The organism is Amphibacillus sp. Q70 (assembly GCF_052055485.1).
In the GTDB taxonomy this organism is placed as follows: domain Bacteria; phylum Bacillota; class Bacilli; order Bacillales; family Amphibacillaceae; genus Amphibacillus.
Genome location: NZ_CP197171.1, coordinates 3155173 through 3175227 on the forward strand (window position 1 = coordinate 3155173; position 20055 = coordinate 3175227).

Below are 20055 nucleotides of genomic sequence, written 5' to 3' on the forward strand. Positions count from 1 at the left end.
CAGCCAGCCAGTTACACTGCGATAAATATACTCGTTTGATCCTACTTCTAATCTTCAAAAAGTAGTCTACAATAATTATGAACAAATTAGTTTAAAAATCAGTGACTTTTATCACAGTTTTTTAAACTTTATACTAGCTTTATATTAAAAAGCTTAGTTTATTGTCAAATGCTTGATTGTACTTAATACTGCCTCTGAAAAAATCTTATATGCTGAATAAAAATTTTATTAATAAACTCGTGATATAGTAAATGTCCATATCCTATTGTCGAGAAAAGTACAAATAAGTTAATCATTAATTGTATTGTTAATACAGTTCATTTTAAATAATGGGCTTTTTGATCTAAACATGACTAGAAAGGGCTTTATTGATAATTTTCTATTGCCAAAAAGTATTGAACAAAGCAAATAAACCTAATAATAGTGTATAATACATTTATCCACTAGTCTAATCAAAATATATTATGGTCGATGTTTTAGTTTAATTCAATAAGGTCTAGGGTATCGAATATTATAATTGCTAAATTTAGAGGTGATATCAATGTCTACATTACGTGCACATATGATTGTTTCTGGTCGAGTTCAAGGTGTTGGATTTCGTTTCACAACACAGTTAAAAGCTGAAGAATTTGGTGTTAAGGGTTGGGTGAGAAATCGATCGGATGGAGCAGTTGAAATTGTAGCTGAAGGCGATGTTGAAAAGGTCTATCAATTTATTGATACGATTAAAGCAAACCCTAGTCCAGCAGCTCATATTAAGAATGTCGAGCTGTCAATTTCGGAAGAACTAGAGAATTATAAATCGTTTAGAACACTTTACTAATAGAAAAAAATCGTATAATAGATTACTTTTTAATATCGATATGAAAACATCGACCATTATTGATATGGCAATAATGGTCGATGTTTTTCTTTTGTTAATATTTTTACTCACTGTAAACCCTTCTGGAAATAGAACTCTTTCATCAAGAAGATATTGACTATATCCATAAATCCAGACTTGTCTATCAATTGTTGATATAATAAGCTTATGATCATTAATTTTAGTTTCTTCAATAATATGTCCTATAAAATAATCTCAATTAGTCCTTCGAATCTAATTGGTTTCTTAATTTCTAGCTCATATCTAGCATACTTAACAGTCATTAATGCACAAGTCCATAAGCACAATGATTTAATGCATCTGTCCATGTTTCTGTTTTTTCTGAGCCAATGTCATCAATAAATATCGTATACATGCTACTTAGAAAGTTAATGTGCCTGTTCAAACAATAGCAATGCGAATAGACAACAATATTTGAAAAGAAAGATACACCAACTACCTTATTAGAAGCCATCAAATCATTTCAATCTTTTGAGATTTATTAGGATTGGACTTGCAATACAAATTTACCGATTAATGTTTTTGATAGAAAGGCTTTTTGTGCTTCTACAATTTTTTCAAGTGGATATTCTGCAGCAACAACGGGTTGAATTTTTCCTTGTTCAATATAGCTGATTAAATTAGTGAAAGCTTCTTTAGTTTGATACGCACTACCAAATAGACTTAAATCTTTTAAATACAATGTGCGAACATCTAATTCAACCAAAGGACCTCCAATTGCACCAACAACACCGTATTTACCGCCCTTTTTAAGAACTTCTAATAATTCTGGCCAGCGCGGACCCGCAACCATATCGAGCACGATATCTACCTTCATCTTACCGATTTTTTCGAAGTAGCTTTCATCACGAAGAACAATTTCATCCGCACCATAGCTACGTACTCGCTCTTCTTGACCTGGATCACAAACAGCGATCACTTTAGCTCCTCTGATTTTCACCAATTGAACAAGTGCAGAACCAACACCACCTGAGGCCCCAGTTATTAGAACGACATCCCCTTCGTTGACATCAACTCGTACAATAAGATTTTCCGCCGTAGAATAAGAACATGGAAACGTTGCTAATTCAGCATCTGTTAAATCAGAATCAATAGTAAAAGCTTCATCAGATAATGTCACAGCATATTCTGCAAAGGTCCCATCACATTCAGAACCAAAAGTAATACATTCCAATCCTAGCTCGCTTGATGGAAGTTCTTGCATTGTACGAATTAACACACGCTCCCCAATTCGAGCTTCACTAACGCCAGCTCCTACGGCAACAATAACACCACAGCCATCTGCTCCTTGAATTCTAGGGAATTGCAATGCCGCACCAGTCCAAGAGCCGTCTTCTTCAACTTCTTCTTCAAAGCCAGAAGAGCCACCAACGCTCGTCTCAGCTTTTACATTTTTTGAATACCAACCAATTCGTGTATTAATATCTGTATTATTCACAGCTGCTGCACCAATTTTTACTAATACCTCTCCTTTTTTAGGTTTAGGGACATCAATATCTGTACGATATTCAAGCTTATCGAATCCCCCATTACCTGTTAAATAAACACCAGCCATTTTTTTAGGAATATTACTCATCATTATCCTCCTTGTAACTTACATTACGATCTTAATTCATATTTTGTTCGTTGCTTGCGCAATTGATTCTGAATTGAATATTATAATTAGTATAAATTGAACTGTTTACTAATACAATTGAGTAATATTGAATCTAGTATTCTATTAAATTGAAGAACAAGTAAAGAAGTTGACGATATTGTTCTAATAGATATTTTGCATTATAATAAAGTAGAATATCATGTGAATAACTGAATAAGAGGAGGAGACTGTATGAAAGAACGCTTCAATTTAGAATATCTAAATACCTTTGTTATTGCTGCAGAAACTGGAAAATTTAATATAACTGCAGAACACGTTTATCGGTCGCACTCTTCTGTTAGTACACAAATTAAAAAACTAGAAGAACAAGTAGGTGCGCCCCTATTTATCAGAAAACAAGATAGTGTTATTCTCACCAAAGTAGGTGAAACGCTTCTGGATTATGCAACTAAAATTTTAAGTTTAAATGATGCTGCATTTAATGCCGTAACACACTCAAGTTGGGAAGGAACGATATCATTTGGTATACCAACAGAATATACAAATTTATTTCTATCTAAAGTATTTCCTAATATAACAAATAAATATCCTAATTTCTCTTTTACAACCTTTTGTAATAGAAGCAGAGAAATTAGAAAACAGATTGAAAAAGGACACTTGAATATTGCCATTGTAGCCATGGAATCACAATATTCAGGTGACATATTTTTGTGGGAAGAAAATTTATTTTGGGTTGCCTCAAAAGAATTTACTTTGCAAGATTATAATCCATCACTTCCGATTGCATTATTTTCTGATGACTGTATAATCAATAATTACTCCCTTTATTGCTTAAAAAGAGCAAATATGGATTTTAAAGTTGTTTTTAAAAGTACAATGTTAGAAAATATCTTAGATTGCGTGAAAAATGGCATTGCAATTTCTCTTCTTCCGGAATCATTAATTGACGATACGCTTCAAATACTACCCGACAATGTTATTGCATGTCCATGGAATCTTAACCTAGGATTAATATGGCATAATACTGTTAATTTAGATATAATTGAAGAAGTGTCTGCAATTATAAAATCTTCAATATTGCCAATTACATCCTGAATGACAGATCATTCATATTAGCTCAAGGGATATAATGAGGCACTTCTTCTCTCGTGTGAATCTAAAAAAACAGCATTGTCTTAAAAAAGCGACTCCTCTTCCATCTTCAGTTTTCTTTTGTACAGCAATAGGTCGCATGAGCGAACTAAACATGTTAATAGAGAGAGTCGCTTTATTAAACTTAAATCATTTCTCCATCCAATATTCCCAAATGTATACTTACTTTATCCTACTGCGACGCATATCAAGGGATATTTTTAAATCGCCACCATTATTCTCAATAAACTGACTATACTCTGAGATCCCGATACAATAAAACGAAACTTCAATCAGTGGGAGTTGGGCCTACAGGATGTAGGTCATGCAGATGTTTCCGGTGGGACGAGTAACCGCAAATGTCTTCGGTGGGGCGAGTAATCACAGCCCCAGTCCCAAGTCTTTTCGGTGGGACGAGTAACCGCAGTCCCAGGAGGTGACGGTTTTAATCTGCGTTCCCCTAGCTCCCACTGATTCATAATGAGGAACACAAGCTAAGATCTTCACGTCCTGGGACTCAGAATAAGAAAACCATTTATTCTTGCGGTGTAAAGCTCCGTAGTTTTCCTTAGTACGGTTACTCGCCCATTAAAACCCGTTGTTGCCCCAAGTTTTACGGACGATTAGCTGTGATAAAGAGTGATTTTTTCCTTGTGCAGCTTCGCAAACAAGAAGGAATCTGTGTGGGAGTTTTTGTTTCTGAGATGTAAGTTAAAAACAAATAAACCGTCAATAAAATGATCATTTATAGTACTAAACTCATTTTACTGACGGTTTACCTTTTATTTTAATTAATTTATCTATTTTTCTTCAAAAAAGCGACGATTTAATGCGATGTATTCGTGCTCTTCATCAGGAACTTCATCTTCCATGAAGATTGCTTCCACTGGGCATACTGCTTCACAAGCACCACAGTCAATACAAATGTCAGGATCGATATAGAACATATCTTCCCCTTCTTCTATACAATCTACCGGACATACTTCCGCACATTCACCATATTTCTCTCCAATACATGGTGACGCAATGACAAATGCCATCTAAAATGCCTCCCCCAAAAATATTTACATTAAGCTTCTACCAAACATGTTGAAGCTGATAAAAGTCTTTATCATGTTCAATAATAAAAACATCTGGTTTTTTCAATAGCCGCCATTGTTTAAAACCATACCCATCTCCATAATGCGCAAGTAATAACGTAAGTAAGTTTGCATGAGTAACCAGAGCAACAGTCTCTGACTCTTCATTTTCCTTAATTTCTTCAATCACTTCAAGTCCACGACTTAAAGCATCATTGGATGACTCTCCGCCTGGTAAGGAATAATCCATATCATCAAAGGAAGTCTCAATCGCATCTAGCCAATCCTCAACAGGTTCCGCACTTAAAATCCGTTCCCGTAATCTAGCATCGGTTTCAATTTTAATTTGATTTTCTCTAGAATAGGGTGTAATGGTTTCAACGGCACGCATATAAGGACTTGAAATGATACGATCAATCTTTAGATTATGATTAGTAAAAAATTCAGCCAATCGTCGAGCTTGGTTTACACCATTATTAGTTAATGGAGAATCTTTGTGATTACCTTCTGCCTGACAATGTCTAATCAGAACGAGCTTCTTCATTGGATCATCTCCTAAACAGGCTTTATGCTTATGGTCTACTACTTACAATTAAAGAACAATATTATTTAGTTATTTCAGAAAAATAATCTTTTTTATAACCAGCTATGCGATTTGAATTATCAATTATAAAATAAAACTCATCTGTTTCATTTTTCACTTGATAATCTTTCCCAGGTGTTAACATATTATTGACGACAAACTTTTTTGCATCAGCATGCACACACTTGATCGTTTTAATGGTTTCTTTTTCTTCCCAATGTTTATGAATCAACGTGTACATTCCTCCCTTTAGTGAATCGTTCTCTTATATATTAGCATGTTTTTATAAAAAAAATAACCATTGTATGCAAAAAAACAACAAAATAATTGAATTAACAAGCGTTTATGTCAAAATTAAGTTCACTTTTTATTTTCTTCTTGTTTAGTCATGTAAACTTATCGCTGTTTAAAACAAATAATATTAGCTGCCATTAATCAAATAGTTTTCGATAAATCCCATAGCCTTCGCTTTCAAGCTTATCTTTTGGTATGAACCTTAAGGCTGCAGAATTAATACAATAGCGTGCCCCTCCCGCTTCCATTGGACCATCATCAAAGACGTGCCCTAAATGACTATCAGCCGTTTTACTTCTAATTTCAATTCGTCGCATGCCATGTGAAGTATCTAATGACTCTTCCAGATCATTTTTATTAATCGGTTGGGTAAAGCTTGGCCATCCACAGCCTGCATCATATTTATCTAATGATGAAAATAATGGCTCCCCACTAATAACATCAACGTAAATTCCTTCATCTTCTAGATCGTGATATTCATTTTGAAATGGGGTCTCGGTCCCATTTTCTTGTGTGACATGGTACTGAATCGGTGATAGTTTTTCTTTTAATTCAGCTTTTGAAAACTTAGGTTTCCAATGGGTCTGAATAAAATCTTCACGTCCAGAACCTTTTTTGTATAATTGATAATGAAAGCGATTCTTTTTGTAATAATCCTGATGTTCTTCCTCTGCCGGATAGAAGGTTTGAGCAGGCAGAATTTTAGTCACAATGGGTTGTTTGAATTTTCCTGATTCAGCTAAAGCTTGTTTTGATTTTTCTGCAATCTGTTTCTGCTTATCATCATGGTAAAATATCGCTGTTTGATAAGATTGTCCTCGATCATTAAATTGACCACCAGGATCCGTGGGGTCAATTTGCTGCCAAAATAAGTCCACTAATTTCTCGTACGGAAAAACATTAGGATCATAATCGATTTGAACAGCTTCATAGTGTCCAGTCGTATTCTGACATACTTCTTCATAAGTAGGGTTTTCTTTATGCCCTCCAGTGTAACCTGAAATAATTGAGTTAATACCTGGCTGTTGGTCAAATGGTTCAATCATACACCAAAAACAACCGCCTGCAAATGTTGCGAGTGCTTGATTAGTTTGTGTCAACTTTAATCCCTCATTTTGATATTTGTATCTTTTATTGTAAGGTGTAGAACATGGATAATCAAATATAGAGCGTTGGTCCTTTATATTTTGGCTTCTCCTTATTATCGTCCATTGTTTCAATTTTAAACAGTGTATCATCTATATTATCTTTAGTTTTCTCATCTTCATGCACCTGAGTTTTAGAAACCTTGTTATCCTGTTCTTGCTCTTTAGTTTGATCTAAGCCAAGTATTTTATCAAGTTCATCAGTTGAATCGTTTTCGACATCAGCTTCATCAGTCTCATTATTAGTTTCCTCTTCTTCTGCTTCATTAAATTCTTTCATTAGGGCAAGCATATTCGGTAAATTTTTTATTAGCGGTCCGTATTCTTGAATTTTGGGAGCAACTGATTGAGTCATTTTTATTAGATTTTGAATTTGATCAAGTGTTTCTGTTAGATTTCCACTGACAGGATTTATTTTTTTCAATAAACCCATTAAACCTGTTTTGGGAGTTGCTTCTGCCAGCACCCCAGGATTTTGCATGGACTGAGTAACCTGCTGATAGGGTGTCCACTGCATCATGTTTCCAGTAGGTTGAAAAGGCTGAAAAGAAAATCTGTTATTTAAATTTGGCGGCATTTGCTTCATTCTTACTCCCTCTCTTCATTTCTTCCCGTACAATAGTCTACGTCAAAAGAATAGAAGTGTGCGCAATAAATATTGAGCAATTATTTTTGATTATTTCCCGGGTAAGCGCAAGATCAACGATATTTAGACATTTATAAAGTAAGCGATGTCATTAATTGACGCTATGAAGCGAAATAAGTCGATAAAGACAAACTGTTTGCTTATCGCTCCATGTCAATTGATAAATTTCACCAAAACCAATCTGATCCGCTTTTTTATGGCGTTTTATTTCGATCATTTGCTCGATTGGAAATAATCGATAGCCATCCATTGTCATCTTAAAACAATTCGGTTGATTGGATATTCTTTCTTCTTTACCTTCGGTTACAAGTGCCCATTCAAGTGTTAATGGCATTGACATGTAAATAACCTCCCTATTCTTAATATAAATACTCGCTGACAACTTCCACATCTAACAACATTTTTGTCATAGTAGCAATATTGTCAGGTTAGTGTGTAACTGGTGATATATTTGAAAATAAAGGAAAAATAAAATTAATCTCTCACCCCACAGGGAGCCTCGGCTTGCTCTAGGGATTTTCAGCAAAATTGATATGAATTAGAAAAGTCTATCCACCACTAAATAATGAAGTTTCACTTTATCCAGCAGTCTGGCTTTCAATCGCTCTGAACAGACATTATAAATCCTTTTTACATTTAGGATTCAGTTTCTTAAATGAGTATTTATTTGTACTTTCATTATACAAAAACAAATGTTCGTTTAGCAAGCTGTTTTTATATAGTAACCTAAGTAGGATTTCTCACTCGGAAGAACAATAAAAAACCATTAATGATATGGAGTTCTAATATTTTTGATTGAGTAAAAAACTATAAGGAGTAATAGTTTATATTATATAATCATTATTTCCAATGACATAGGTAACTAATGAATAATATAGAATGTTATGGTACGATAATGGTAATTATATGTTTGGGAGGTATAAATATTTATGTTTGAAATGACAACCCAGAATTGGAATGATCTTGTTAACGGTGTTAACAATATAGCGGATAAAACTCAAAGTCAGCTCGTTCGAATCAGGGCTTATTTAAATGAACTAAATAGTACATTGACGACTACAAATATTATTTTAGCAATTATTGCCTCAGCCCTTATCGCCTTAGTTATTATTGAATTAATTAAATTCAAAAAGGTAAAATAGATGATAACCGACAAACAGATTCATCCTCATTGATCTTAATTGTTTTTTGTGTAATTACAATGTAATAAAACACTTGAGTTTCACACTTCGATAAATCTATAAATGATATTCGAAATATTAAAAAACCCGCATAAAGATTATTTTTTGTTATGATTAGAGTCCTCAATCAAATCTAAGCAAAAAGCCATATTTTTATGCGGGAAAAAACAAAAAGATAGAAAACGTATTTTAAGATTAATGTTTAAAAATGTTCATTCATTTGTATTGAAACTGTGCTGTTGATCCTTGTGGTGTTGCTGTAATTTCTAATTTGGCATGAATTTCTTCTTTCAATTGATTCACGTGTGAAATAATACCTAAGACACGACTGGATTGTTGTAATCCCTTTAATGTTTCGATGGCTTGTTCAAGGGAGACATCATCTAATGTACCGAAACCTTCATCGATGAATAGGGTATCTAGTTGTACACCACCTGCATGTGCCCGGACAACATCAGCCATTCCGAGAGCTAAACATAATGAAGCTTGGAATCCTTCGCCGCCCGATAATGTTTTTACAGATCGGACTTTTCCTGTGTGTTGATCATAAACTTCCAAATCAAGACCACTTTTGGCTCCATGTTTAGCAAGTTGATCACTTCTTAACAGTACATACCTGTGGTCACTTATTTTATCCAATCTTAAGTTAGCTTGTAGTAAAATTTCATCTAAGAATGCTGATAATACATAACGTTCAAATGATAATTTCAAATGATTATCTCCACTAGCCATATTTGCTAAAGCAGAAATATCACGAAAGTCTCGGTCTGCTTGATTAAATTCCTGATTTAATTGCGTAACTGTTTCTTGAATCTGTTGATGCTTTGCCTGCTTTTCTTTTAACTGTTCAATGAGACGAATCACATGCTCATAATCTTCTTGGACTTGTTCCAAGTCTTTTTGTAATAGTTGAAGATTTGGTTTTTCTTTATCTTTTAGGATTTCCTCTAATTGTTGGATTTGACTATCGACACGATTGAATTGGTCTTGATAATTGTTAAGCTGTTGCTCCATGTGTTGGCGTTCTTCTGCTGACCTCTTGGCTAACAAATAGGTATGCTGGTTCGTAAAGCCAATATGATTGAGCTGTTGTTCAAATGCGTGTTTGGCTTGATCAAAACTCTTTTTAAGTTGCATAGTAAATTGTTCTTGAGCATGGTGTGTTGCTGCTAGCGTATTTACTTTCTCAGTTAACTTATCAAACTCAGTTTCTTGATCAGAAAAGGTCGTAAACCATTGATCTAATTTACTTTGCTCGGTTTGTTGTTTTTCTTGCCATTGTTCAATGCTTAACTCAGTTTCTGGGCAATCTTTTAAGTATGAGTTCCTCTCACCCATTAATGTCGATAGCTCTTGATCATGTTGCTTTAATTCGTTAACTAGCCGTTCTTGTTCGTGTTCAAACTGTTGGAGTCGATCATACAGTGTTTTTTTCAATTGTCTTTTATCATTTAAGGCCGTTAGTTCTTTGTTTAATAAACGTAAATTCTCTTTATCCTTATCCCTGTCCTCTTGACTAGCTATGATGTTATCTTCAATTAATTGAAGATTTAGCTGGTCGGCACTTAATTCAAAGAATAAAGCCAATTCAGTCACTAACTGCTGTTGAGTTTGCCTTTTGGCTTTTATTTCAATGAATTGTTCTTGCCTTTCCCTCTGTGACTGTTCAAGTCCAGCAATCGCTTCAAGATATTTATCTTTATCCTGCTTTTTTGCTGGATCCTCTCTTTTATTAATCAACTCAGGGTGTTCTTTTGATCCACATACGGGACATGGATCACCAGCGACTAACCCCTGTGCAAGTAGGCTAGCTAAATGCTGTTGTTGTTCATTCTCATACGCTTTTAATCGATTCTTTTCCTCAATTAATTGTTGATTAATCTGCTGATAAGATCTATCTGTTTTTTCATAGTTTTCTTCAAGTGCCGTCAATTCATTGAAAGCTGTTTTAAGGCGCTCGATCTTATCCAATCTTTCCTCACTGGCTGTGACTTGTTGCTTTAAAGTGACAGCACGCTCTGTTAGAAGAAGTTGCTTCTCTAAAGCTTGATCAATGTCTTTTAGCTGATTTTTTACCTGTTCACTTTTTTCTCGTTGAGCGGTCAATTTCTCATTCAATTGCTTTTGCTCAATCTGCTTCTGGTCAATTAACTGTTTAATCTCGATTGCTTTTGCCCAGGATTCCCCTTGTTTTTGCAACTGATTAAGTGTGTGAAGTTCTGTTTGCTTTAATTGATAGTCTTGCTTTAATTCAATAAATAGCTTCTCTTTTTGCTTCAATAATTCTCTTTCATGTTTTAATTCGTTCGTTAAAACTTGAAGTTTACTCTCACCTTCTAGTGCTTCTTGTTCTCGTGTTTTAAGTTGTTCTTCATAAGCCTCAAGTTGTGCAGCTTTCTTAGCTTGTTCAAAATTAATTTTTAATTGGTCAATTTGTTCCTCTTGCTCAACCAATTGCTGTTTCTTTTCTTTTAATTGTTCCAGATTATTAAAGTCGCTAACCAGTTGCTCTGATTTGCGATATTGTGCTTGTGCTAGTGTATAGGCTTCTTTTTTCTTAAGATATTGCTCATTTTGCGCTTGATATTCTTGCTCCATTTGCTTCATTAGCAGTGTTAATGCGTCAGAGTGTTGCTCAATGGTCCAGTTTTCACGTGTTTCTTCATCTTGACTCCATTCCACTTGACTAAACTGATCGAATCTTTTTTGTTCAAGCTGTTTGAGAAGATCGAGTAGCTCTTTTGTTTGTTGTTGGAGTTGATGGGTTATGTTTTGATAAATGTGGGTTCGGAAAATTTTTTGTAAGATCTTTTCTCGTTCATGACTGTTCTCACTGATTAATTTTCTAAATTCCCCTTGCGGGATCATAATCATTTTCAAGAATTGTCCATAATCTAATCCAAGTAATGCTTCCACCGTTTCATTGACCTCTTTTACTTTACTATGGAGGAGCTTTTCTTGTTGATCAATGATTTGATACAAACTCGCAGTGGCAGGCTCTTCTATTACTCCTTCACCACGGCTTTTCGGTCGTGTTTGTTTGGGTTTCCGTTTGATTAAATAGATTGATTGATGCAATTCAAATTGCAAACTCACTTCAGTTGACTGATTTGTTGCAGCAAAATCACTTCGTAATGTATCGTGATCTCGATCACTGCCACTTGCTTTGCCGTATAAGGCGTAACAAATGGCATCAAATATCGTTGTTTTCCCTGCACCAGTTGGTCCTGTAATTAGAAAGATGGATTCATCACCTAATTGGCTAAAATCAATGACCTGTTTTTCTTTATAGGGACCAAACGCAGATAAAGTTAATGTTAAGACGCGCATTTTACTGTCCCCTTTCTTCTTTGGTTAATTGGTCAATAACCTGATTAACAATAGTTTTACGTTTATCAGATAACCTTTCATCGGTCATCTCTTGATAGAATGCTTCAAATAACTCAATTTCAGATAGTCGCTTTCTTTGTTTGACACGTTCTAATTGGTCAAGGCTTCGATCGGATTGTTTTAGTACTTTTTCTAAGCGTAGAATATTTGGGAATTTTTTGCGTAATTGACTAATTGGATCAAGCAATTGGCCATCATCTAATAAACGAATATGTAAATAATCTTCCGATGCTGGATAACGTGATGAGTTCAATAACTGATCAAAATATCCTTTGATCACTCGCATATCACGCTTGGGCTGCAAGGGAATTCGTTGATACTCAATCTCCCCCTTATCGTTTATATCAATGACTGTGATAGACTTCTTCTGGTTGGCCTCAGAGAATGAGTATTTTAACAGTGATCCGCTATATTGGATATGATCCGTTTTAATTTTTTGCGGTTGATGTAAATGACCGAGTGCGACATAATCAAAAGCGTTAAAGACATTAACATCAATATAGGGGCTCCCGCCGATCATTGAAAGTCGGTGCTCAGAGTCCGATTCCATACCTCCAGCTAAAAAGGCATGAGCGATGCATACATGGCGTTCCTTACGATTGATTGTTTCTGTAATCGAATCAATAACAGCTTCCATTGCCTCCTGATGGGAGTCTATTTGCTGTTCTGGAAAGATGTTCTGAACATCAGCGGGTTCAAAATATGGGATTAGATAAAAATGAACAGGTCCCGCTTCATCTGTAAACGTTAACTGTTCGATTGGTAGTTCAAATCTCGATTCAATATAAAGTTGCTGATTTCGAAACAATTGACTTCCGAATTGCAATCGATCTGGGCTGTCATGGTTACCAGAAATCACAAGGATCGGAATATCAAAGTTTTTAATTAAGCGAGTGAATGTTTGATCTAGCAGTTCCACCGCTTCTTTTGGCGGAATGGAACGATCATAAATATCCCCAGCGATAATGACAACATCAGGTGAATATTCTTTTATCAATTCGAAAAATTGTTCTAACACATAGGCCTGATCTTCAGTCATATGTACACCATTCACAATTTTACCCAAATGCCAATCAGCTGTATGTAAAATTCGCATTCGATCCCTCCTCCTTGTTCATTAATCTGTTATATTTTCAGAGAAAAAGTATACAGGCAAGTAAATGTCTTCACTGTGATTTCAAGCTAGACAGGCTAAAACCATTTAAGGGGAGAATTTATCTCCCACTTATTATCACAGATAACCGTCCGTAAAACTCGGGGCAACAATAGGTTTCGGTGGGACGAGTAACCGTACTAAGGAAAACTACGGAGCTTTACACCGCAAGAATAAGGGGTTTTCTTATTCTGAGTCCCAGGACGCGAAGACGTTAGCTTGTGTTCCTTAACAATCAGTGGGTATTAAGGGACACAGACTAAGTTCGCGACGTCCTGTAGGCCCAACTCCCACTGATTGAAGTTTCGTTTTATGATTGGTAATTTTAATTTCTAACTTCTAAGTAATCCTGCCATAATTGGTCAAATAAATAAATCGCATCGTTAAATGGAATATTCCACTCTAAATATTGACTGATTTCATCGTAGGATTGGCTGTGTTTAGGGAACTCATGATCATAGTACATCCAATCAGCCAGCTTTCGCTCATCAGTCGTCTTCTTTGCCCCACGATAGCGCATCATGTATTTATAAAAAGATGTCATAGCAACCTCCTCTACTTACGGTCATATTGAAGAAAATAATAGTCATAAGGATTCTCTTCATTTTTTATTCCTTTTTCCTTGGAGGTTAACCGCCATTTAGTCAAATCAATTTTGGGAAGATAGGTATCCCCTTCAAAAGTTTCATCAATATAGGTTATATAGAGACGATCTGCCACGGGTAAAAATAATTGATAAATCTCGGCTCCACCAATAACAACAATTTCTTCATCGGGACGCTTGTCAGCATAATCAAGCAGCTCCTGAATCTCATGAAAAACCTCACATCCCTCAGCCTGATAATCCTGGTTACGGGTAAGGATAAGATGGTGTCTGTTAGGTAATGGCTTGCCAAAAGATTCAAAAGTTTTCCTCCCCATAATAATTGTTTTGCCAGTTGTCATGGCTTTAAAATAACCTAAATCGTTGGGGATATTCCATGGCATCCAGTTGTCCTTTCCAATTAAGTAATTTTGATCATGAGCAAAAATCATTGAAATCATCTAATCCCCTCCTTAAACAGCAATTGGTGCTTTAATAGCTGGATGTGATTGATAGTTTTCAATTGATAAATCGGCCAGTTCAACATCAAAGATTGACGACAAATTCGGATTGATTTTTAATTCGGGTAAGGCGTAACTTGTTCTTGAAAGTTGTTCATTGACCTGATCGATGTGATTTTGGTAAATATGAGCATCACCTAATGTATGCACAAATTCACCAACCTCTAAACCACACTCAAAGGCAATTAAATGTGTCAATAGAGCGTAACTAGCAATGTTAAATGGTACGCCTAAAAAGATATCAGCACTTCTTTGATACAACTGACAAGATAGTTTTCCATCAGCAACATAAAATTGGAACAGAGCATGACATGGTGGTAATGCCATGTTAGAAGGAACATCTTCTGGATTCCAGGCAGTTACTAAGTGACGACGTGAATCAGGGTTTGTTTGGATTCCTTCAATAACCTCTTTTAATTGATCAATTGTTTCCCCAGTTGATGTCTTCCACTCACGCCACTGCTTGCCATACACTGGACCCAGCTCGCCATATTTTCTAGCAAAATCATCATCCTCGATAATTCGCTCTTTGAATTGTGCTATTTGTTTTTGATATTGTTCATTAAAAGTCACATCTGTTAAACTGCGATGACCAAAATTAGTCATATCTGGTCCTTTATATTCTTCACTCTCCACCCATTTTTTGAAAGCCCACTCATTCCAAATGTTATTGTTATTTTTTAATAAATATTGAATATTTGTATCACCACGAATGAACCAAATTAATTCTGTGGCAATAAGTTTAAAATTCACTTTTTTCGTTGTTAGCAAAGGAAAGCCTTCCTGTAAATTAAAGCGCATTTGGGCTCCAAAAATGGAGCGTGTTCCCGTACCTGTTCGATCCCCTTTTTTATTTCCTTGGTCCAATACTGCTTGGCATAAATCTAGGTACGCTTGTTCATTTTTTGACATCTATATTCCTCCCCCTAATAATCAAATACCTTAGTTTCATATTACAGAATTTTAACAATACGTTCAAGATTCATTTATTACAATTGTAGTGAATATAATTTATCGGAGATCAATTTTTTGTTAGCTTAATTTTAAAGGAGGCATTTAATTAATGGCTCAAAACATCATTAAGCAGTCAGTTGCTTATAGTTACATCTTTAGTCAACCCTTTGCCACATATATCGATGCCTATCCCATGCTACAAAATCAATGGCTGATTGAAGAAGGCGAGCACTTAATTGCTTATGGAGATCACAGCCCTGTTGTCCGAATCATTCAGCATAAACTTAATGATTTAAAGTATTTTGACGACACGATTGATGGTGAATATGGTTTGTTCACAGAGTATGCATTAAAGAAGTTCCAAGAGGACCATGCGATTGATGGAAATGGATCCTTGAATAAACAAACGATTGAAGCCATCATTGAAGTAGAACAAAACTATTACTTAAATCAACTAACAAGTATTGAAGAACCCCTATACTATGGTGATCAATCAGATCAGATTGTAGCATTACAACGCGCCTTATATTATTTAGGTTTCCTGGAAGATACTGTCGACGGTATTTTTGGACCTCTGACAGAAACAGCTTTATTGGATGCACAGCGAACATTTGGATTTGAAGAAACCCCAGCTGTTTCCGAAGAACTTGTTGAGACCATAACGACTGAATCGAAAATAGAAAAAGTAGACAGCGAACAAGATCAGTCAGAGAAAGAATCCAGCACTCAAGCCTCTGAACCCATAGCTGTTAAAAAAAATAATACAAATGCTCAAATGGAAAAGGTCATTGAAGCTGCCAAATCACAAACCGGCGTTCGCTATCAATGGGGTGGTGATACACCAACAGGGTTTGATTGCAGCGGGTTTGTTCAATATGCTTTTCAACAGCAAACGATCGCAATCCCCCGGACGGTTTCTGAAATCTGGCATCAAACCGTTCCTGTTGATCAACCATCTATTGGGGATTTAGTCTTCTTTGAAACCTATAAAACTGGTCCGTCACATATTGGCATTTATCTAGGTAATAACCAATTCATTCATGCTAGTGAATCAAAAGGGGTAACTACTTCCGAGCTAAGTGAACAATATTGGAATACAAGATATTTAGGAAGCCGTCGCATTCATCTTGATTAATCCAGATCATTTGCTTCATGCCATTCTTTTTTAAATTGAAGATAAAATTGTTTAAGTACTTGGTGTCGCTCGATTGCCAGTTCTTTAGCATAACGGGTATGAAGTAAATCTTTAAGCTTAAAGAGCTTGTTAGAGAAATGTTCTAAAGTAGAATGACCGTCTAAGCCATAGATAGGTTGACCTTTTATCGAACCATAACTAAACGCTCGTGCAATACCAATTGCTCCTAAGGCATCTAAACGATCAGCATCTTGAACTATTTTGCCAATTTGGGTTTTAGGTGTTTGACTTTTTCTGAAAGATACGGCTTCAATCGCTTGGAAAACAGATTGGCACTCTTCGATTGTTAAGCCAGCACGCTTCAACAATGCATGCAAATCTGCTTTACTGTTTGCTACATTTTCAACCAATTTATCGTCAATTAAATCATGAACCCAGCCTGCTATTTCACAGAGTTTTGGGTTCTCTTTTTCATCTATTGCTATTTTTTTGGCTAAGTGTGCAACTCGTTTCATGTGTTCAAAATCATGTCCACTTGTATCATTCAGAAAAGCATCTGAAACATAAGCTTTAATCAGATTGATTTGCTCAGTTGATTGATTCATTTTATCACACTCCGTTTATACAAAATTATGTTGGGTTGCTTGACCTTTTATGTTGAATAAGCTACCATTAAAGTAAGCAAAGAAGATGTCTAGGATCAATTTTATTAGCCTTAAGTGAAGTGGTGGAATAGGAAAGATCCTACCCTTGCTTAAGGTCTTTTTTATGTCATCTTGTTTGTATTTATCTTACACCAAACGGTGCGAATTTAGGAGGATTATGTACATGCAAAATGGTAGTGTCAAATGGTTTAATGCAGAAAAAGGATATGGTTTCATCCAGCTCGAAGAAGGAGATGATGTATTCGTACATTATTCTGCCATCCAAGAAGAAGGATTTAAAACACTGGAAGAAGGTCAAAAAGTTACCTTCGAAATTGTTGAAGGTGATCGTGGTCCTCAAGCTGCAAATGTCGTAAAAGAATAATGAGCTAAAACGGTGGCTTTTTTGTCACCGTTTTTTACACCTTAATATAAAATTATAACGGCTATTTGGGATGGGCGAGTAATCGCACTAAATAAGTGCTACTTTATTATTTACAATGTTAGCAAAACTTGGCTCCATCGCCAAGTCTTTAGGGTGAATGCCATCATTTTGCTTATACGATCGTCAATAAAATCTTTTATTTGTTTGATCGTATAAGAATAAATGTCTTTCTTATTCTGACGCCCAGTCCCAAAGCTGTTTATATGATGAAGTGAACATTTTAAAGTACTAAGTATAAGTAAAACTAGTGCTTTCAAAGGAGCTTTGACTTAAATCCCCACGTCCTATGGGAACGTCAAAGTCAACACATCTATGTGCCAGTGAGTGAAAGTAAGTTTTGCTAAAGGATCGTGTTAAACATGTTAGAAATTTATATAGATGGCGCTTCGGCTGGATATCCCGGACCAAGCGGGATTGGTTTTACAATTAAAAATGCCAAGATGCATTTAGAAGGCTATGCTTATATTGGTCTGAGCACAAACCATCAAGCAGAGTTTCAAGCACTCATTCATGTACTTGATTACTGCCAAACTCATTTCCCAAATGAAATACTATCCATTCGATCAGATTCAAAGCTTGTTGTTGATGTTATTGACAAAGGTTATTATAAGAAGGAACCTTTTCAGAGCTTACTTATAGAAGCTCAAACTAAAATGGACTCTTTTCCCTATTGTTTTATTAAATGGATTCCAGAACAGCATAATAAGCATGCCGACCGTTTAGCTCGACAAGCGATTCAAGCCAAAAGCCAATCTGTCAACAAATACCCTTCTGTTTAAGCACTTGGTTAACGTCTTTACGCGTCTTCACTTTAAATTCATTTAATACTTCTAATAGACTAATATAAAACGAACCATTAAAATAAAGCTGTAATTTTAAGGTGATTTCGAGTGCGACACAGGACAACCATTCATTAGAATTGGTATATTTTTTAGCAAAATAAATAAACCGAACTTGTTCATCGGTTAATTTAAACCCTTTATCCCATAAGTATTCTAAATAATCCGCCAGAGATTGATGGCTTTTCACAATCGATCCCCTACTTCCACTTTTCAATTTATCATTGGTTATCCATAGTATAGTATAAGATGCGGAAAAATGAAAGTGAAAGCAAACGCACGTTCTTAATATACTGATTAAAAGCGGTCTAATCTCAAGCAATGGTTGATCTTGGATTAGACAGCTTAGCTAATTGTTAAATTTGATAAATCTTTGAATATTTTTCAGTTAAATATTGAATTAAATAGTCTGGATTTAAGCCTTCTCCAGTTACTTGTTCAATCATTTCTAATGGTTTTTTCATTTTACCATGACGATGGATATGTTCTGTTAACCATGCTTTAATCGGTTCAAAATCACCCGAGCGAATCATATTATCTAAATTTATTTGTTCCTGAATCGTACCATACAATTGAGCTGCATACATATAGCCTAAGGCATAGGTAGGGAAATAACCGAAATCACCAGCTGCCCAATGAATGTCCTGTAACACACCTTCTCGATCATTTGCTGGTCGAACCCCAAGATAATCCTCCATTTTTTGATTCCAAGCTTCAGGTAAATCTTTAACTTTTAAATCACCATCAATTAAAGCTTTTTCTAACTCATAACGCATAATAATATGCAATGAATAGGTTAATTCATCTGCTTCTATCCTAATCATACTTGGTTTAACTTGATTAATCGCTTGATAAAATGTGTCGAAATCAATGGAATGAAAAGTTGCTGGTGCATATTTTTTAAACAATTCAAAATGACTTTGCCAAAACGATTGACTCCGTCCGATAAAATTTTCCCAAAATAAAGACTGTGATTCATGAATGCCCATTGATGTACCGCCTGCTAGAACAGTTTGATAAAGATCAGCATCAATGTTTTGTTCATAAAGCGCATGTCCACCTTCATGAATCGTTCCAAAAACAGCTGTTTTAAAATCTTGCTCATCATATCGTGTTGTAACACGAACATCATTAGGATTAATACCGGTCGCAAAAGGGTGGATTGTCTCATCTAATCGCCCAGCATCAAAGTCATAACCCATCTTGTCTAAGATAGCTAAAGAGAATCCTTCCTGGTCTTTTTTAGGAAAATGTTTTAGCAATCTATCTGCATCCACTTTAACTGAAGATTGATTGATTTTTTGGACCAGTTCGATTAATGCCGTTTTTAATTGTCCAAACACACGATCAAGTACAGCTGTCGTTAAACCCGGCTCATAATCATTTAATAATCCTTCATACTTATTATCTTGATATCCACGGTATACGGCGAACTTTTTATTGAAGGCAACGAGTTTTTCTAAATAAGGTTGCAAGATTGAAAAATCATTCTTTTCACGAGCTTCTTGCCAGACTGTTTCTGACTTAGAACTCATGGTAATAAACTCAACTAATTCTTCATTAGGAATTTTGTGATATTTCTGATATTCTTTTTCACATTCTTCAACTGCTTTTTCAATAACTGATGAGGTCTTTTCTGTTTTCAATTGATCAAGCAACTGTCTCATTTGATCTGACGTTTTCAATTGGTGTACCTTTTCAGATAATAAACCAATCGTTTCAGATCGTTGATCCATTCCTTTTTTAGGTATCTTGGTTCTTAGATCCCAATGAATTAATGCAATGGCTTCATTATAAGCCGTTAATTGTTTCATCAGGTCAATAAACTTTTGTTCAGCAGAAGTCATCTAGT

Annotated in this window: 21 protein-coding genes; 6 read left to right on the plus strand and 15 right to left on the minus strand. The window is 35.3% G+C overall.

Translation table 11 applies throughout. The annotated features are described in order from the left end of the window. The first annotated feature begins 541 nt into the window (after positions 1-541). Positions 542-823 carry an acylphosphatase gene (locus ACS127_RS14145; protein WP_440895675.1) on the plus strand — a complete coding sequence of 94 codons (282 nt, stop codon included), beginning with the start codon at positions 542-544 and terminating at the stop codon, positions 821-823. Positions 824-1364: 541 nt separating this feature from the next. Here ACS127_RS14145 and ACS127_RS14150 read toward each other — a convergent pair. Further along, a complete protein-coding gene (locus ACS127_RS14150; protein ID WP_440895676.1) occupies positions 1365-2459 on the minus strand; it encodes an alcohol dehydrogenase family protein in 1095 nt (364 codons plus the stop codon). Positions 2460-2711: 252 nt separating this feature from the next. Here ACS127_RS14150 and ACS127_RS14155 point away from each other — a divergent pair, with 252 nt between their 5' ends. Continuing rightward, on the plus strand, positions 2712-3575 hold the full coding sequence (locus ACS127_RS14155) for a LysR family transcriptional regulator (protein WP_440895677.1): 864 nt from the start codon (positions 2712-2714) through the stop codon (positions 3573-3575). Positions 3576-4411: 836 nt separating this feature from the next. Here ACS127_RS14155 and ACS127_RS14160 read toward each other — a convergent pair. The 6 genes from ACS127_RS14160 to ACS127_RS14185 form a co-directional block, all read right to left on the minus strand. Beyond that, on the minus strand, positions 4412-4651 hold the full coding sequence (locus tag ACS127_RS14160; RefSeq protein WP_440895678.1) for an indolepyruvate ferredoxin oxidoreductase subunit alpha: 240 nt from the start codon (positions 4649-4651) through the stop codon (positions 4412-4414). Positions 4652-4688: 37 nt separating this feature from the next. Continuing rightward, complete coding sequence (locus tag ACS127_RS14165) at positions 4689-5234, minus strand: histidine phosphatase family protein (RefSeq protein WP_440895679.1); 546 nt, start codon at positions 5232-5234, stop codon at positions 4689-4691. 61 nt (positions 5235-5295) lie between these two features. Then, on the minus strand, positions 5296-5505 hold the full coding sequence (locus ACS127_RS14170) for a DUF6501 family protein (RefSeq protein ID WP_440895680.1): 210 nt from the start codon (positions 5503-5505) through the stop codon (positions 5296-5298). Positions 5506-5704: 199 nt separating this feature from the next. After that, on the minus strand, positions 5705-6667 hold the full coding sequence (msrA, locus tag ACS127_RS14175; RefSeq protein ID WP_440895681.1) for a peptide-methionine (S)-S-oxide reductase MsrA: 963 nt from the start codon (positions 6665-6667) through the stop codon (positions 5705-5707). Positions 6668-6725: 58 nt separating this feature from the next. Continuing rightward, positions 6726-7298 (minus strand): VrrA/YqfQ family protein, encoded by a 573-nt coding sequence (gene vrrA, locus ACS127_RS14180; RefSeq protein ID WP_440895682.1) that lies wholly within the window; start codon positions 7296-7298, stop codon positions 6726-6728. A gap of 151 nt (positions 7299-7449) precedes the next feature. Then, the gene (locus ACS127_RS14185; RefSeq protein WP_440895683.1) at positions 7450-7698 is read right to left on the minus strand and encodes a DUF2584 family protein; all 249 of its coding nucleotides are present in this window, start codon (positions 7696-7698) and stop codon (positions 7450-7452) included. 589 nt (positions 7699-8287) lie between these two features. Here ACS127_RS14185 and ACS127_RS14190 point away from each other — a divergent pair. Continuing rightward, a complete protein-coding gene (locus ACS127_RS14190) occupies positions 8288-8500 on the plus strand; it encodes a hypothetical protein (protein ID WP_440895684.1) in 213 nt (70 codons plus the stop codon). Between the two features lie 255 nt (positions 8501-8755). Here ACS127_RS14190 and ACS127_RS14195 read toward each other — a convergent pair whose 3' ends face one another. From ACS127_RS14195 to ACS127_RS14215, 5 genes are all read right to left on the minus strand, one after another. Further along, on the minus strand, positions 8756-11869 hold the full coding sequence (locus ACS127_RS14195; RefSeq protein WP_440895685.1) for an AAA family ATPase: 3114 nt from the start codon (positions 11867-11869) through the stop codon (positions 8756-8758). 1 nt (position 11870) lies between these two features. Then, positions 11871-13025 carry an exonuclease SbcCD subunit D gene (locus ACS127_RS14200; RefSeq protein ID WP_440895686.1) on the minus strand — a complete coding sequence of 385 codons (1155 nt, stop codon included), beginning with the start codon at positions 13023-13025 and terminating at the stop codon, positions 11871-11873. Between the two features lie 382 nt (positions 13026-13407). Next, complete coding sequence (locus ACS127_RS14205; protein WP_440895687.1) at positions 13408-13626, minus strand: YozE family protein; 219 nt, start codon at positions 13624-13626, stop codon at positions 13408-13410. A gap of 11 nt (positions 13627-13637) precedes the next feature. After that, the gene (locus tag ACS127_RS14210; protein WP_440895688.1) at positions 13638-14126 is read right to left on the minus strand and encodes a dihydrofolate reductase; all 489 of its coding nucleotides are present in this window, start codon (positions 14124-14126) and stop codon (positions 13638-13640) included. Positions 14127-14138: 12 nt separating this feature from the next. Continuing rightward, positions 14139-15098 carry a thymidylate synthase gene (locus tag ACS127_RS14215; protein ID WP_440895689.1) on the minus strand — a complete coding sequence of 320 codons (960 nt, stop codon included), beginning with the start codon at positions 15096-15098 and terminating at the stop codon, positions 14139-14141. A 151-nt stretch (positions 15099-15249) separates the two neighbouring features. Here ACS127_RS14215 and ACS127_RS14220 point away from each other — a divergent pair, with 151 nt between their 5' ends. Then, positions 15250-16275: a C40 family peptidase gene (locus ACS127_RS14220; protein ID WP_440895690.1), complete on the plus strand. Its 1026-nt coding sequence runs from the start codon at positions 15250-15252 to the stop codon at positions 16273-16275. On the opposite strand, the gene ACS127_RS14225 is transcribed toward ACS127_RS14220, so the two are convergent. After that, complete coding sequence (locus ACS127_RS14225) at positions 16272-16880, minus strand: HD domain-containing protein (protein ID WP_440895691.1); 609 nt, start codon at positions 16878-16880, stop codon at positions 16272-16274. The genes ACS127_RS14220 and ACS127_RS14225 overlap by 4 nt on opposite strands. A 223-nt stretch (positions 16881-17103) precedes the next feature. Here ACS127_RS14225 and ACS127_RS14230 point away from each other — a divergent pair, with 223 nt between their 5' ends. Then, entirely contained in the window at positions 17104-17304 is a 201-nt protein-coding gene (locus ACS127_RS14230; protein WP_440895692.1) for a cold-shock protein, read from the plus strand. A gap of 419 nt (positions 17305-17723) precedes the next feature. Further along, positions 17724-18143 (plus strand): ribonuclease HI family protein, encoded by a 420-nt coding sequence (locus tag ACS127_RS14235; RefSeq protein ID WP_440895693.1) that lies wholly within the window; start codon positions 17724-17726, stop codon positions 18141-18143. On the opposite strand, the gene ACS127_RS14240 is transcribed toward ACS127_RS14235, so the two are convergent. After that, positions 18121-18393 (minus strand): DUF6123 family protein, encoded by a 273-nt coding sequence (locus tag ACS127_RS14240; RefSeq protein WP_440895694.1) that lies wholly within the window; start codon positions 18391-18393, stop codon positions 18121-18123. The two genes, ACS127_RS14235 and ACS127_RS14240, sit on opposite strands and share 23 nt — an antisense overlap. Before the next feature lie 166 nt (positions 18394-18559). Continuing rightward, entirely contained in the window at positions 18560-20050 is a 1491-nt protein-coding gene (locus ACS127_RS14245; protein WP_440895695.1) for a carboxypeptidase M32, read from the minus strand. Positions 20051-20055 lie beyond the last annotated feature (5 nt).